12 protein-coding genes and 4 pseudogenes are annotated in these 14,309 nt (G+C 39.0%); 7 read left to right on the top strand and 9 right to left on the bottom strand.

Going from position 1 to position 14,309, the window contains the following annotated elements; genetic code table 11:
* Positions 1-327 precede the first annotated feature (327 nt).
* A complete protein-coding gene (pdxR, locus tag E0H89_RS15665; RefSeq protein WP_131218345.1) occupies positions 328-1,830 on the bottom strand; it encodes a MocR-like pyridoxine biosynthesis transcription factor PdxR in 1,503 nt (500 codons plus the stop codon).
* Positions 1,831-2,471: 641 nt separating this feature from the next.
* Here pdxR and gabT point away from each other — a divergent pair.
* The gene (gene gabT / locus E0H89_RS15660) at positions 2,472-3,734 is read left to right on the top strand and encodes a 4-aminobutyrate--2-oxoglutarate transaminase (protein WP_131218344.1); all 1,263 of its coding nucleotides are present in this window, start codon (positions 2,472-2,474) and stop codon (positions 3,732-3,734) included.
* 16 nt (positions 3,735-3,750) lie between these two features.
* Positions 3,751-5,199 carry an NAD-dependent succinate-semialdehyde dehydrogenase gene (locus E0H89_RS15655; RefSeq protein ID WP_131218342.1) on the top strand — a complete coding sequence of 483 codons (1,449 nt, stop codon included), beginning with the start codon at positions 3,751-3,753 and terminating at the stop codon, positions 5,197-5,199.
* A gap of 55 nt (positions 5,200-5,254) precedes the next feature.
* Here E0H89_RS15655 and E0H89_RS16795 read toward each other — a convergent pair.
* From E0H89_RS16795 to ribA, 3 genes and pseudogenes are all read right to left on the bottom strand, one after another.
* Positions 5,255-5,671 (bottom strand): annotated as a pseudogene (locus tag E0H89_RS16795) (transposase); the annotation flags it as partial.
* Between the two features lie 176 nt (positions 5,672-5,847).
* Entirely contained in the window at positions 5,848-6,633 is a 786-nt protein-coding gene (locus tag E0H89_RS15645) for a MipA/OmpV family protein (protein ID WP_131218340.1), read from the bottom strand.
* A gap of 44 nt (positions 6,634-6,677) precedes the next feature.
* A pseudogene (ribA, locus tag E0H89_RS15640) lies at positions 6,678-7,279 on the bottom strand (GTP cyclohydrolase II).
* Between the two features lie 599 nt (positions 7,280-7,878).
* On the opposite strand from ribA, the gene E0H89_RS15635 reads away from it, so the two are divergent.
* The 4 genes from E0H89_RS15635 to E0H89_RS15625 all read left to right on the top strand — a co-directional run bounded on the left by E0H89_RS15635 (position 7,879) and on the right by E0H89_RS15625 (position 9,997).
* Positions 7,879-8,148 carry a hypothetical protein gene (locus tag E0H89_RS15635; protein WP_131218338.1) on the top strand — a complete coding sequence of 90 codons (270 nt, stop codon included), beginning with the start codon at positions 7,879-7,881 and terminating at the stop codon, positions 8,146-8,148.
* 360 nt (positions 8,149-8,508) lie between these two features.
* The gene (locus E0H89_RS15630; protein ID WP_131218336.1) at positions 8,509-8,817 is read left to right on the top strand and encodes a monooxygenase; all 309 of its coding nucleotides are present in this window, start codon (positions 8,509-8,511) and stop codon (positions 8,815-8,817) included.
* A 230-nt stretch (positions 8,818-9,047) separates the two neighbouring features.
* A complete protein-coding gene (locus E0H89_RS16520; RefSeq protein ID WP_165494068.1) occupies positions 9,048-9,197 on the top strand; it encodes a hypothetical protein in 150 nt (49 codons plus the stop codon).
* A 536-nt stretch (positions 9,198-9,733) separates the two neighbouring features.
* A complete protein-coding gene (locus E0H89_RS15625; RefSeq protein WP_131218335.1) occupies positions 9,734-9,997 on the top strand; it encodes a TIGR03643 family protein in 264 nt (87 codons plus the stop codon).
* A 10-nt stretch (positions 9,998-10,007) separates the two neighbouring features.
* Here E0H89_RS15625 and E0H89_RS15620 read toward each other — a convergent pair whose 3' ends face one another.
* Positions 10,008-10,151, bottom strand: coding sequence for a DUF2256 domain-containing protein (locus tag E0H89_RS15620; RefSeq protein WP_131218362.1), 144 nt, complete (start codon positions 10,149-10,151; stop codon positions 10,008-10,010).
* Between the two features lie 34 nt (positions 10,152-10,185).
* Positions 10,186-11,675: pseudogene (locus E0H89_RS15615) on the bottom strand (cryptochrome/photolyase family protein).
* A 330-nt stretch (positions 11,676-12,005) separates the two neighbouring features.
* Here E0H89_RS15615 and nudC point away from each other — a divergent pair.
* Positions 12,006-12,778 (top strand): annotated as a pseudogene (gene nudC / locus E0H89_RS15610) (NAD(+) diphosphatase).
* Positions 12,779-13,049: 271 nt separating this feature from the next.
* Here nudC and E0H89_RS15605 read toward each other — a convergent pair.
* From E0H89_RS15605 to E0H89_RS15595, 3 genes are all read right to left on the bottom strand, one after another.
* On the bottom strand, positions 13,050-13,247 hold the full coding sequence (locus tag E0H89_RS15605) for a hypothetical protein (RefSeq protein ID WP_131218334.1): 198 nt from the start codon (positions 13,245-13,247) through the stop codon (positions 13,050-13,052).
* A 180-nt stretch (positions 13,248-13,427) separates the two neighbouring features.
* Positions 13,428-13,643, bottom strand: a complete 216-nt coding sequence (locus E0H89_RS15600) for a cold-shock protein (RefSeq protein ID WP_004637138.1) — start codon at positions 13,641-13,643, stop codon at positions 13,428-13,430.
* Between the two features lie 458 nt (positions 13,644-14,101).
* Positions 14,102-14,309: transposase family protein (locus E0H89_RS15595; RefSeq protein ID WP_165494067.1), on the bottom strand; the 208-nt coding region annotated here is incomplete at its 5' end.

Raw genomic sequence — 14,309 nt, 5'->3', positions numbered from 1 at the left:
TAGCGACTTTACCGATATTAAGCTAATCTTAATAAAAAGATCCTCCTTAAAAACACAGGCAAGATCATGCTTTGATAAAAAAACGGTTACATGCTGTTCATGTATGCAGTTAATTTCTCTTTTTTGTTGTTGAGTGACGAGAGCCATTTTTGAGCTATTCAAAGGAGCCAATTGTCTTGAGAGAATAAAAAATTAGGGAAGAAATATTTACAGAAAAATAAAGAATACTTAAAATAGATGGATTAGAGAGGTATTTAATTTCATGCTGAAGTGAGCATAAAAACTTATAATTTTAAAAATAAAATTTTAATTAATCACCCATTTTTATTAAGTTAAGGTACAGATACCATGCTCACGCAAGCATTTTAACAATATGCCAAAAGCCACCAGAATTTCCTGTTCACGCACACAGGCAAAACCAAGTAATAATCCTTTCTGCCGCGTAGAGTAGTGCTTGGTATAGTACTGGGATAAAGCTCTGACTTTGATTCCCTGATCCAACGCTTTTGAGGCAATCAATACATCATCACTGCTGCTGGGTAATTTTAAGATCAGATGTAAACCTGCTGCTGTATTATATGCATGCAGGAAATCTTCACCTAAATGACGGCGGATCAAGTCAATTAAAAAAGCATGACGTTTGCCATACAGTAAACGCATACGTCGAATATGCGCCTCATAATGGCCTTGTCGAATAAATTCAGCCAAGGTCTGTTGATCGATTAAGTGACCACCACGATACAATTCTGATGCCACAATCCGTAGTGAAGAAAATAATTGTTTTGGTACCACTAAATAGCCAATACGCAAGGCAGGATAAATTGTCTTGCTGAAGGTGCCCATATAAATGACTGGAGAATCTGGCTCTAAACCTTGTAAAGAGGGATAGGGCTGGCCAGAAAATCTGAATTCGCTGTCATAATCATCTTCAACAATCCAACTGTTATGTTGGCGTGCGAGTGCAATTAATTGTTGGCGACGTTCAAGACTCAAATGCGAGCCTAAAGGATACTGATGAGACGGAGTAACAAAAATCAGTTTAGGGGGTTTTTGGGGATGAAGATCCGGAATGATGCCTTCCTGATCAACCGGTAATGAACGCAGATTGACCCCATTAATCCGTAAAATATTACGGGCGCCCCAATAGGCCGGGTCCTCGATCCAGACCTCATCGCCTATGTCGCTTAAAGTCCGGGAGACCAAGTCAATCGCTTGATGGGTCCCTTCGGTAATAATGATCTGATCAGCATCACACTGGACCGAACGTGCAATTTTAAGATATTCAGCCAGCTCCTGACGCAGTTCCAAGCATCCACCCGCATTGCTGTAAATCAGGTGATTGACTTGAGGTTCACGACTCAAACGCATCTGAATTTTGCTGAAAATCTGATGAGGGAATTCTGTAACATCCGGTGCACCGGGTACAAAGGCTCCCCATTGATAAGGTGAGGCCGCTGAATAGCCAAGCAGATAAGAACCGCGTTGCGACAGATTGTAATTTTGTTGAGCCTTTTTTTCCTGAAGTTGAGTAGAGGTATTTTCTGCTTTAACCAAAAAGGATTCGGGTAATTTCTCCACGACCCAGGTGCCTTGTCCTGTACGGGCATTGACATAGCCTTGGGCTTGTAATTGTTCATAGGCATTTAAGACCGTATTGCGGGACACCTTAATCTCTTTAGCCAGATCACGGGATGCAGGCAAACGGGTTTTGGGAGCCAATACGCTATCAATAATGGCGTTACGCAGGCAGCGGAATAATCGTGTTTGCAATGTTCCAGCCGCGTCTTGCTGTAATCGCTGCAGTAAATAATCTCCAAGCAAGCTACGCAATTGGCTCTCTCCTACAAATTTAAATGGCTCTCATGAGAGTTACACCGCTAGCTGCAAAATAATCTGATTAAGCCGTCATTGTAAAGTATCTTACTTCGTTCTTACTCTTACATCACTGGCTTAGATGCGAGCAGGTAAGTGGCAGGCAATATACACATTTACAGATTAAAACTAAAGTGAAAAATCTAGGCATTGATTTTGTTGAGGTAAAGCTGCACCAAGACTTGGATCAAGCCATGATAAATGAATAGAGATGTTTTGCAGCCGTGAGGAAATGTGACGGTATATAAAAAAGGATGATGCAATCAACACGATGATGAAAGGGTGGAGCTATACCGAGCAAGGGATAACTGCCTGAAAAGATTATCTTAAACAGTTGGCTAAAGTGGAACTTCTATTAAAAAGGAGCCAATTTTTTATGAAAATTAATTATTTGATTTTTAATAAAATAGTATAAATTTTCCGATGTTGTATTCATTTGAGCAAGCCAAATTGGCTCTCTCTGTCTACTTCAAAGTGGCTCTCGTCTCATACCAATAAAAGCGCAAAATGAGGATGATCAGCCAATCATGTGCAAATCTCCATTGCATGGTCGGGATAGCAAAATTCTACAATGTATGAATCAAGAATGAGGATATAAAATGGACAGTAAACACTCTGCATTGAATGCACGTAAACAGCAAGCGACGCCTCGTGGTGTTGGGGTCATGTGTCAATGGTACGCGGAGAAAGCAGAGAACTCGACAATTTGGGATGCAGAAGGCAATCAATATATCGATTTCTCAGGCGGAATTGCGGTACTGAATACTGGTCATCGCCATCCTAAAATTATTGCTGCCGTTACTGAACAATTAACCAAATTTACTCATACAGCGTACCAGGTTGTACCTTATGAGAGTTATGTTTCTCTTGCCGAACGTATTAATGAACGTGCACCCATTGATGGTGCTGCAAAAACTTCATTCTTTTCTACGGGTGCTGAAGCAGTCGAAAATGCAGTAAAAATTGCCCGTGCCTATACTGGCCGTCACGGTATTGTAACTTTTGGTAACGGTTTTCATGGCCGCTCGTTTATGACGATGGCAATGACAGGTAAAACTGCGCCTTATAAACGTGATTTTGGTGTGATGCCGAGCGGTGTCTTCCATGCACGTTATCCGGTAGAAGCTAAAGGGATTAGCGTAGATGATGCCATTCAGAGCATCGAAGATATTTTTGCAGAAGATATTGCAGCACACGATGTTGCAGCGATCGTACTTGAACCTGTACAAGGTGAAGGCGGTTTTAATGTGGTACCTGCAGAGTTTTTAAAACGTTTGCGTGTGCTCTGTGACCAAAATGGGATTTTACTGGTTGCAGATGAAGTACAGTCCGGCTTTGCCCGTACAGGCAAGCTGTTTGCCATGGATTATTATGATACCAAAGCAGATTTGATCACCATGGCCAAAAGCTTGGGCGGTGGTTTCCCGATTTCAGGTGTGGTTGGCCGCGCTGAAGTGATGGATGCACCAAATCCAGGTGGTTTGGGCGGAACTTATGCCGGTAATCCGGTTGCTGTTGCTGCTGCTCACGCAGTATTGGATGTAATTGAAGAAGAAGGTCTTTGTGAACGGGCCAATAAATTAGGGGCAGAGCTGGTAGATGTATTACATGAACTGAAAATGTCTTCTGCGATGGTCAAAGATATTCGTGCATTAGGCTCGATGGTTGCAGTTGAACTAGAAACTGCCGAACAGGCAAAAGCTGTACAAAACCATGCCATGCAAAATGGCCTGTTAATTTTAACTTGTGGTCGTTATGGTAATGTAATTCGTTTCTTATATCCGTTAACAATTCCTGCAGAACAATTCCGTGCCGGCTTGACCATTTTGAAACAAGGTTTTGCACTGTCTGTCGCAGCATAATTAAAGAGTAACAATCATGCTTCAAGCGCAATACAGAAATTTATTACAGCATCCTGACATCAGTTTTGATCAGCCTGCAACTGGTGCTTATATTGAAGTCAGAGATGCAGCTACACACGATACTTTGGCATGGGTAAAATCCTATGACCGAGCTGCTGTAGAACAGATGATTGCTCGTTCTCAGCAAGCCCAGACTTCATGGAAAGCAAAGACCGCGCTGGAACGTGCAGATGTACTTTGGGCCTGGTTTAATCTGATACAGGAAAATAAAGAGTCATTGGCTCAGATTTTAACTGCTGAACAAGGTAAGCCTTTGGTTGAAGCCCGGGGTGAAATTGGTTATGCAGCTTCATTCATTCGTTGGTTTGCCGAGCAGGCTCGCCGCACTGATGGTGAGATTTTGACTCCAACTGTTGCCAATCAACGTTTATTGGTGATTAAGCAAGCCATTGGCGTAACTGCTGCAATTACGCCTTGGAATTTTCCTGCGGCAATGATTACACGTAAAGCAGCTCCTGCCATTGCTGCGGGTTGTACAATGCTGGTTAAACCAGCTGAACAAACCCCTTTAACAGCGTATGCTCTGGAAGTGTTGGCATTGCGTGCAGGTCTGCCGCAAGATGTCCTGCTGCATATCAGTGGTAATGCGATTGAAGTGGGTAAAGCCCTGTGTGAAAGTGATACCGTAAAAAAGTTAAGCTTTACAGGTTCTACTCAAGTCGGTCGTATCTTGATGCAGCAATGTGCGCCAAGCATTAAAAAACTGTCTTTGGAACTCGGGGGCAATGCACCTGTTCTAGTGTTTGATGATGCAAACCTTGAACAAGCGGTACAGGGCATCATGGCAAGTAAATTCCGCAATAGTGGACAGACCTGTGTTTGTGCCAATCGAATTTATGTACAAGATGGCATTTATGATGCACTGGTTGAAAAGCTGGCGACAGCGGTTGCCAACTTGAAAGTAGGGGATGGGCGTAATGAATCCTCTACCCAGGGTCCGCTGATTGATGAAGCTGCGATTGAAAAAGTGCAGTCACATATTGCTGATGCTGTCAGCAAAGGTGCACAAGTGAAAATTGGTGGGCAGCGTTCCAGTCTTGGCGGTACATTCTTCGAACCCACACTTTTAACTGAAGTCACCCAACAGATGCGGATAGCGAAAGAAGAAACATTTGGTCCGCTTGCGCCACTTTTCCGCTTTGAAACGGAGCAAGAGGCAATTCAAATGGCGAACGATACAGAGTTCGGCTTGGCAACTTATGTATTCACCCAAAGTACAGCACGTCAGTGGCGAGTAGGTGAAGCATTGGAATATGGAATGGTCGGGATTAATACCGGTGCTATTTCAAATGAAGTTGCTCCATTTGGGGGAGTAAAGCAATCTGGATTAGGTCGTGAAGGTTCTAAATTTGGTATGGATGAGTATCTTGAAATGAAGTATCTATGTATGGATGTATCCTCATAATTATTTCTATCCCATTGAGTGGAAAATTAGCAAAAAATCGGGATCTGTTGACATTTCACAATGGGAACCAGACCAATATGCAGGCTAGGCAACTGAATTTTCGTAGTTTCGCTTTAGCTTGTCATATTGGCTGGTAATACCTCTAAACTGTTTGAATCTTGCAAATGTGTTTTCAACTCAGTGGCTGATTTTATATAAATACCCGTCCATAGGTTTATTGTTGTTTTTTGAGTGGCTTCTTCTAGGAATATTTGCTTGAGTTTCAGTACTATTGATCTTTGCTCTGGGGGATTCTGAATCATGGCCTTTGTCAACGCACAGGATTTCTGTATCTTTTAAATCTAAACGATCAATTAAATCTGGGGGCAATTTTAACATCCGGTGTTGTGCCCTCATCAAGAATAAACTCAATGGGATTGCCATTTGCATATACAGCTAAATGAATTGTAGAACTGTTGCCGCTGATACTTTTGCAAGACTGATAATCGTTTAAGTTTTTTATTCGAAATAGAGCTCAACATATTAAACCGCCCGCTAATAAAATCTCTAATTGAGTATTCTAAAAGCGGACATTTTTTCTTTCGAGAAACCGGACATTTCTATTTTGGGCTTACATTTTGACTTGGTATCAGCTGTATTACGTTAAGCTTAGAATTTATAGGTAATTCCCATAAAGAAGTTGGTCATTGAATCTTTATCAATTAAGGGACTATCTACTATTTTATCGGGTAAAAATTTATGGGTTACGGCCGAAGTTACTCTTATTTTTGGATTCAATGAGTAACTTGCCGCTAAGGAAAGATATGGAATAATGAGGTTATTAGGTCTATATTTTTCTACCCCCTTAGCAACTTCGCTATCTAGTGTGCCGTAATAATAATTGGCTCGGCTATCCGACAACCATTCCACTCCCACATTTGGCATAAGAGTCCATTGATTATTTAAGCGCCAAAAATACTGATAATTAGCTTTTACTTCTGCCGCATCACTGGCGTTGCCAATATCATTGACTGCTTGCATAGAAATAATGCCATAGGGTACTTTCACTATTGCTTCTAAACCAACATCAGCACTGATATTACGATCTTCTAATTGCCCTTTACTTAAATTTTTTTGAGCCAACTTCGATTCATTTAAATCATCAACATCAAGTTTATTCATATTGACGTTCACGATGCCATTCAAGGTGATTAACTCATTTTTATAGAGTTTCATGCCTCCATAGAGCCCACGTAAAAAGAAGCGATTTCCTTCATAAGATAATAAGGGGACTGGGATAAGGTTTGTATCTTCACCAATATATAGCCCCGTGCTTCCGACAATCCCTAAGCCTGTGCTAAAGCCTGTTGATCTTTTGCTGGCAGGTTGATTTTCATCTGCAATTGCGTTTAATGGAATAAGACAAAATGATATTAATAAAATTTTATTGAGCATTTTCAATCCAGCATATTAATTTAAGAAATTTAAATCCGCGTCTACTAAAAATCACATTTATCATACATATGTGACATGCGCTCTTGTTTTGTTTGCAAATAATTCTCATTAAATTTATTTAAACCTACCGTTATAGGCACACGCTCTACTACATTTATACCTAAATCTTTTAAAGCATTAATTTTAAGAGGGTTATTAGTAATTAAACTAACTTCTTTAAGTTTAAATAACCTAGCATAACAGTACACATATCATAGTGACGTGCATCTGCGGGTAAGTTTAAAATCAGATTTGCATCAACGGTATCATGTCCTTGATCTTGAAGTGCATAGGCCCGAATTTTATTCGTCAACCCTATACCTCGACCTTCTTGGCGTAAATATAAAATAACCCCCTGACCGTCATCACTGATCATTTTCATTGTGGAATGTAATTGTGGACCACAATCACATTTTAATGAGCCAAAAGCATCTCCGGTTAGACATTCAGAATGAATTCTGACTAAGACGGGTTGCGCTGAAATGGCATCCAATCCCTGAGAAAGAGCAATGTGTTCTTCGCCTGTATCCGGGTCTTGTAATACAATAATGTCAAAATCACCAAAAGCGGTCGGTAATTTAGATTTAGCCACAAATCTTATAGCCACGGATTCATCCATTTATATTTAAAAAGTCAGTAAAATCATAATATTTTCTATTTATTAAAATATAATAAATAGAAAATAGTTAAGTACCAAATCTACAGAGAATAAAAAATTCAGAAATCAAAATACTTATTTTTTAATCTAAAAAATAAAAAATTAATCTGACCTATATTTACCTTACAATTATTAAAAATAGATCAAATAAAATGCTTACTACATGTAAATATAGTAAGCATTGCCGTAATTAATCCGGCTAAGTGTGACTTGAAAATATCTTTGATCACTTAAATTTCAATTATAATAATAAGTATGGCAGGGTGAATTTTTTGTGAAGCTCTATAACCCTAATAAAAATACTTAAAGATATTTACAGCAGTAGGACAATAGATCTATTTCCGATGCTGTAGAAGACTTGTCCAATGCTCTCGAAAAACAGTTAAATCTAAATATGCCGTTTTACCTTGCTCGGCGAACTACATCAAAAAATTTCTAGCAAATGGGTAAAGGCTTTATCACCGTGGTCATGCTAGATAGCTAAGCTGAAGCAAGTTATGAGACTTTTAATTACCCATAACGAGCTTTTGGGGAGCAAAGGGCAGATCATGCCTAAAGTTGTAATCAATAGAAAAACGCCGAAAATCGCATGTCCGGGGGATTTATTGCTGATTTATCGCGTTGAATCTATTTCTAAGTTTGATTGGGTTATTTTTGATCGGGTAGAAGATTGTCTAAGTGAAAAGTACACATCGCACCCCAGCATTCTTATATTAAGATTCAAAACAGCAAATAGCACACATACTTTAGCTAATCCAGATCGAATCTTTATGGGTCACTGGAGCAGCCAAAACCTACTCTCGTTTAGGATGTTGTAATAATAATCAAAGAATAGATACCCGCCCTAAAAAATCACAAAAAAATTATCTAAGCTATAAACGTTTGTTAAGTCTAGACTATACAATTGAAGTTAATAGCTATCCTTTTTCCTTTAGCAATTTATTAGTAATAGGGGTGTGTAGAGATTGATAACAATTTAGTTTTTAGTATTCAGATATAGTCCCAGATTTGTGAAAACATAAAAATCTCAAGCACTGAAATTTTCTGCTGGCCTAAAAACTGGAATATTTCATTTTTATAAGAGTAAAGCCTACCTCAAAGATTTTTTTATTACTTGCACAAAAATTTATAAAATGTTCAAGTATTAATATCGGTATTTGATTATAAAGGATAAAACAATGGCCGTTATTCTTCAGGTAGATTTCCCATCTCAAGGTCCATTTGGTGAAGCGATGAGCCAAGCCTATCAAACTCTTGCTGAAAGTATTAATCTAGAAACAGGCATGATCTGGAAAATCTGGACAGAAAATAGTGATACTCAGGAAGCAGGTGGTATATACCTGTTTGATTATCAAGAAAATGCGGAAAATTATTTAAAAATGCACACTGCGCGTCTGACGAGTTTTGGGGTAAAAAGTATTCGTGGAAAAATATTTCAGATCAATTCAGTATTATCTGATATTAATCAAGCAAACTTCTTAAAATAACTGAATTGCACATGTGAATTAAAAAATACCTGATCTTGAGTAAAAAAATCAGGTGTTTTTAAAGCTCTCTTGCTCCAGCTTTACTCCTGATTGGGTTGCCACTATGAATCTTAAGTGAATCCTATATTTTATAAAATTCAATAATTATAATTATATTTATATGAATTAGATGTTTATAAAATAAAATACTGTCATTAAATTTGGTTTAAGAACTTGAGGGAAATAGGAAAATGATGAGTTTATTAAAAAAATTACAAGGTTTATTGGCATATGAACAGTCACACTTAACTACACAAGCGATTTCTAAGATGGATTTGACCATTCGTCGCCAATGCCACGCCCAACAGATCCCTCTATTACGTACAGATTATCTAGAATAAATGTTAAACAGCATATATTTTTTGAATAGGAGCTATAAATAGCTTCTTTTTTTATAAAAAATTAATGAGTATTTTTGAAGATAATAGATCTTTCATAAATCACTTTTGCTCAGTTCTATATTATAAATCTCCGCAATTAAATTGAATCTCATCCCCAAATTTTACTTTTGTTTCGAAAACATTTTGCAAGTATCTTTGAATATCCACTAATTTTGTAGATACCTGTTAGTTCGATAAAATAGATAATTAATCAGGTGCTTATAAACCATAAATGTAACTCAAAGTATTTAAAATTGATGATCCGCTTATAGAAAACACTTAAAAGGATCTGCAAAGTGTTATGTTGGCTACACGTGAATAGTATTGAATAATAAAAATACAGAGCAGCCTAAAAAATCACGAATTCTTCATGTTCCTTTTCATAAAATGACATCCGTCAGTTTGACCTGATCAGGAGCTATAGATAGATATTCGTTTGAACTTAATCAATCAACTTTCTATATTTTTAAACAAATTAAAGGAATAAGGGGGATGTTGTGCATCATGTAACTGAATATGTAGGAGCAGATCTATCACGGATTATTGAAATGGCTTGGGAGGATAGAATACCTTTTGAAGCCATTCAGCGTGAGTTCGGTTTGAATGAGTCTGCAGTGATTCGCTTAATGCGTCAAAATATGAAACCAGGTAGTTTTAAACTCTGGCGTGAACGAGTGACAGGACGTAAAACTAAACATTTGCAACTGCGTTCACCGGATGTGATTCGGGCCTATTGTTCGCGGCAGTACAAACGTTTCTAGCAGCGCGATTTCATGATAGGCGCTGTTTAGACTGGCGTTTGCATCTTTCAGAACAATATCTGACCTCATCCCAGCAGCGTTGCCATTTTTTGCGCCAGGTAAAGGGATGTAGGCAGTGAGCACAGGTTTTTTCCGGTAAATGCTGCTTTTTCATGCTGTTATAACTCATTAACCTGACTTAGTAACTGTTAGGCATATGCAATGATTTCATCTTTGTCCTGCAGTTTATCCAGCTGTCGATAAATCATGCCCATCCGAGGATTGGAGCGGAAGAGTCCCTCATACCTGATCATAAAATACCAATACAGGCTGTTAAAAGAACAACTATCGGCTTCCGTCCTTGTTTTAATATTGTAAGGACAGTGCTTACAGTAATTGGACATTTTTTGAATGTAATTTCCGGAAGCCGCATAGGGCTTGCTTGCCAGTAAACCGCCATCAGCATGCATCACCATACCCAAGGTGTTCGGAAGTTCTACCCATTCATAAGTATCGGCATAGACCGCCAGGTACCATTCACTGATCTGCTGAGGATCCACACCGCTTAACAGAGCAAAGTTACCGGTAATCATCAGACGCTGAATATGATGGGCATAGGCATGTTCAAAGGTATTGCGAAAGCATTCTGCCATGCAGGTCATTTTGGTTCGACCCGTCCAGTAAAATTGTGGCAGGGCAGCAGAATAATTCAATACATTACTGCTGGCGTATTCGGGCATCCGCAGCCAGTAAATGCCACGGACATATTCCCGCCAGCCGAGAATTTGCCGAATAAAGCCTTCCACCGCATTCAGTGGAGCATGACCGCTGTACTAGGCAGCTTCTGCTGCATCACAGACCTCTTTTGCCACAAGCAAACCGCAATTCAAGTACGGCGACAGCAGGCTGTGAAACAGGGTATCTTCGCCATACACCATGGCATCTTGGTAATCACCAAAATGAGGCAAATTGTTGGCAATAAAATGCTGCAGCGCCAGCAGGGCATTGCTGCGAGTAGTTGCCCAGTGGAAATTTGCAATATGCCCGATGTGTTGGGGAAACTCGCGTCTGACCAGTTCAATCACATCCAAATCAATCTGATCAAGCTCAAATCGTAGCGGAGCAGGCAAGGCTGGCCTGACCAAGTCTTGCGGTTGGCACTATCATAATTCCACTGTTTCCCCAGCGGCTGCTGTTGCTGCATTAAATAACCTGTTTGCTTGCGCATTTCACGGTAGAAATATTCCATGCGCAAGCTGTGGTACTGGCTGGCCCATTGCCGGAACTGGGCAGGACTGCAAAAAAAGCGATCGTCATTCAGGCAGTGCAGCGGCAGTTGCAGCTGGCTGCTCCAGTGATTTTCAATTTCATGCTGCAGACGGTATTCACCACAATGGGTAATGACCAGTGCGGTTGCTGGCAACACTTGCTGCTGTGCATCAACAAAATCAATCAGTTTACGGAGCCTGCTGTCACGTTGAAAGGGATGGTAGCGGACACGCCACCCCTGAGCTTTGAGTTCCTTGGCAAAGTGGCGCATAGCGCTGAAAATCAGGGCTATTTTTTGTGGATGATGCGAGACATACGTACTTTCCTCCATTACTTCCGCCATCAAGATGACGTCCTGTGTACGGTTCAGGAATTTGAGTGTCGACAGCTGATGATGAAGTTGATCACCGAGGATTAAACCAAAACGCATAAAAGGGATTCAGCAGGTGGAGGAAACAGCAGTGTAAATGCCATGAGTTCAATTTTTTGTGAAAATACTCTGCGCAGCAAGCCGGGTCAACAGGGACATGGCTTTTAACAATGAATGGCTCAAGCATACTTGCTGTCTGGAATTTTCCCAGGTCACTTGTGGCATAACAAGCGTGAAAATTATGTGATTTTAATCAAAAGGATACAAATTATTGTGATTGTAATTCAATCAGGTTGCGCCTAGTATTTGCCATGAAGTTACTTCATGGAAGCTTCCTTAGTTTTGTCCCATACGCCCCCTGTATGGGATTTTTTTAATCCAGGGATCTGAATCAGCATGCACTCAAAAGCTTATATTTTTAGACAGCAGCAACTGCTGGTTGACGAGTATTTTCAATTACCTCAGGTGGAAAGACTGCAGCATGACTTGAACTTGTCTGGAGATGGTGAAGTCATTTCACGAGATCTGGAGGAGAATGAGGCTGTACCCGAAGGCTATCAGCTTATTCCGATCCGGCAGCTAGTACAGGTATGGAGTAGACAGCAGTTCGAACAGGCAAGCCGTGCGGTTCAGTTACTAGAATGGCGTCGTAATCATCAGTTTTGCAGTCATTGTGGCCATCAGACGCAGCAGCATGTTAGTCAGTATGCAATGGTCTGTCCTGCCTGTGGCTATAATCAGTACCCAAGAGTCAATCCATGTGTCATTACCATCATTACCCGCGGGACAAATGAAATTTTACTGGCGAAAAATGCCCGCAATAAAACCCAGATGTACAGTTTAATTGCCGGGTTTGTGGAGGTCGGGGAAACGCTTGAGGAAGCTGTGCGTCGTGAAACTCTGAAAGAAGTGGGGCTTCAGGTCACAAAATTCAATATCTGGCAAGTCAGCCATGGCCTTTTCCAAGCAACTTGATGATGGCTTTTAAGGCAGAATATCATGCCGGCGACATTCAAATACAGGAGAATGAACTGAGTGATGCGCAGTTTTTCAAGTTTGATCAGTTACCAGAAATTCCATTTCAGGGCAGCATCGCTCACGCCATGATCATGCATATGACGAATGGAGCGCCTGTGGCAGATGATACCAAAGAATGGCTTTAAAGTAGAGGTAGTCACATTCCTCTTGCTTTATAAAGAAGAAAGATATGGAATTTATGTCGCCTAGAAAGGTAAATTTTTATTTTTAAAATTTGCCTAAGAATTAGCCCGTTTCCGCCATCTATCGTGAAATAAGAACTTGATAACTATCGGGCTAAACAGGTTTGACAGCTTTCAGATGGGAGCAATTGAATAACAATTTATATAAAATCCTCAAAGATCTGCACGTCATATCAGCCATATGAAGATAGATAGCCCTGAGCCGGATTCAAATCTATATAATCTTGAAAATTTTTCCACTTAAGGTACTTTGGAAAAACATTTCAAAACTAGGACGAATATCCTCACCATCTACCGTAATATGTTTTATATTCGAAAATGATTGGGTATTTGCAAAATGATTGTCAACTGTTGCCTGAATAAAGTGTTTAACACCAAATTGATCTTTTACACTGATACTTTGTTTAAACATTAATATACCTTGATAAAATTATGGGAGATAAATGACTAAATCAGCTATTCGATATTTATAATTTTCTTCTACGACTTTATGATTTAATTTAAATAATTAAGGTAAAGAAATATAAAAATTACGACCATTTAAATTAAAAAAAGCACTAATGAGTGCTTTTTTATTACTGTTTATTATTGCTTAGATAGCAACAATATTTACAGCATTCGGTCCTTTTTGACCTTGAGCTACGCTGAATTCAACTTGCTGGCCTTCCATTAAGGTTTTGAAACCTGAACTAGCAATTTCGCTGAAATGAGCAAAAACATCTGGACCTGATTCTTGTTGAATGAAACCGAAACCTTTAGTTTCGTTGAACCACTTAACAGTACCTTTAACAACATTCGAGTTTGACATAATAAATCCTACTGATTTTTAATAATTTTTAGCCATTTTATTGGCTGAGTATAACTATGAAATAATAAAGAATGAGACTTAAAATCTGAAAAACGAAGGATTATGACTAAAACTGCGATACTTAAAGAAGATTTACCGAAACAAGACTTTTTTCTAGTTAAGTTAACTATACACTAATAATAAAAATAATCAAGTTTTCTTATATATATATTTATATTATTTATAAAAAAGATAGGTTTAATAAAAAAGTGAATTATTTCAACGAGATTAATCTTTTACTATGATTGTAAAAAAATAAAATTCATCTGCTAGCCTAGTAGGTGGGACCAATTAAATAAATGCGCTTATATAGTTCTGCAATAATAATTGACATTCCTAATTTCGGAAATGACAGTTTTCCCCCTATGCAAAGCATATATCACTCATTAAATTTGAAAGTATTAGACTTCTTTCATAAGTCAGTTTTCACTCAGTTCCATGTTATAGATTCCAGCAATTAAATTGAATCTTAAGCCTAGTCTTTTGCCTCGATTACGATATCGCTCGGCAAGGATTTTGAAGGTTTTTAAACTGCCAAATATATGCTCAATGACAATTCTTCTTTTATTGATTTCTTGATTGTAAAGTTTTAGCTCAGGATCCAGTTTGCAGCGCTTCTTTGCTTTT

The sequence above is a fragment of the Acinetobacter sp. ANC 3781 genome (genome assembly GCF_004331285.1).
Taxonomy (GTDB): Bacteria; Pseudomonadota; Gammaproteobacteria; order Pseudomonadales; family Moraxellaceae; genus Acinetobacter.
Note: the sequence above shows the minus strand (reverse complement) of the source record. Positions and strands in the feature narration are given on the sequence as shown.

Coding starts and splice junctions, on each gene's coding strand:
- gabT (WP_131218344.1), top strand. CDS start 2,472: ATGGACAGTAAACACTCTGCATTGAATGCACGTAAACAGCAAGCGACG.
- E0H89_RS15655 (WP_131218342.1), top strand. CDS start 3,751: ATGCTTCAAGCGCAATACAGAAATTTATTACAGCATCCTGACATCAGT.
- E0H89_RS15645 (WP_131218340.1), bottom strand. CDS start 6,633: ATGCTCAATAAAATTTTATTAATATCATTTTGTCTTATTCCATTAAAC.
- E0H89_RS15635 (WP_131218338.1), top strand. CDS start 7,879: ATGCCTAAAGTTGTAATCAATAGAAAAACGCCGAAAATCGCATGTCCG.
- E0H89_RS15630 (WP_131218336.1), top strand. CDS start 8,509: ATGGCCGTTATTCTTCAGGTAGATTTCCCATCTCAAGGTCCATTTGGT.
- E0H89_RS16520 (WP_165494068.1), top strand. CDS start 9,048: ATGATGAGTTTATTAAAAAAATTACAAGGTTTATTGGCATATGAACAG.
- E0H89_RS15620 (WP_131218362.1), bottom strand. CDS start 10,151: ATGAAAAAGCAGCATTTACCGGAAAAAACCTGTGCTCACTGCCTACAT.
- E0H89_RS15605 (WP_131218334.1), bottom strand. CDS start 13,247: ATGTTTAAACAAAGTATCAGTGTAAAAGATCAATTTGGTGTTAAACAC.
- E0H89_RS15600 (WP_004637138.1), bottom strand. CDS start 13,643: ATGTCAAACTCGAATGTTGTTAAAGGTACTGTTAAGTGGTTCAACGAA.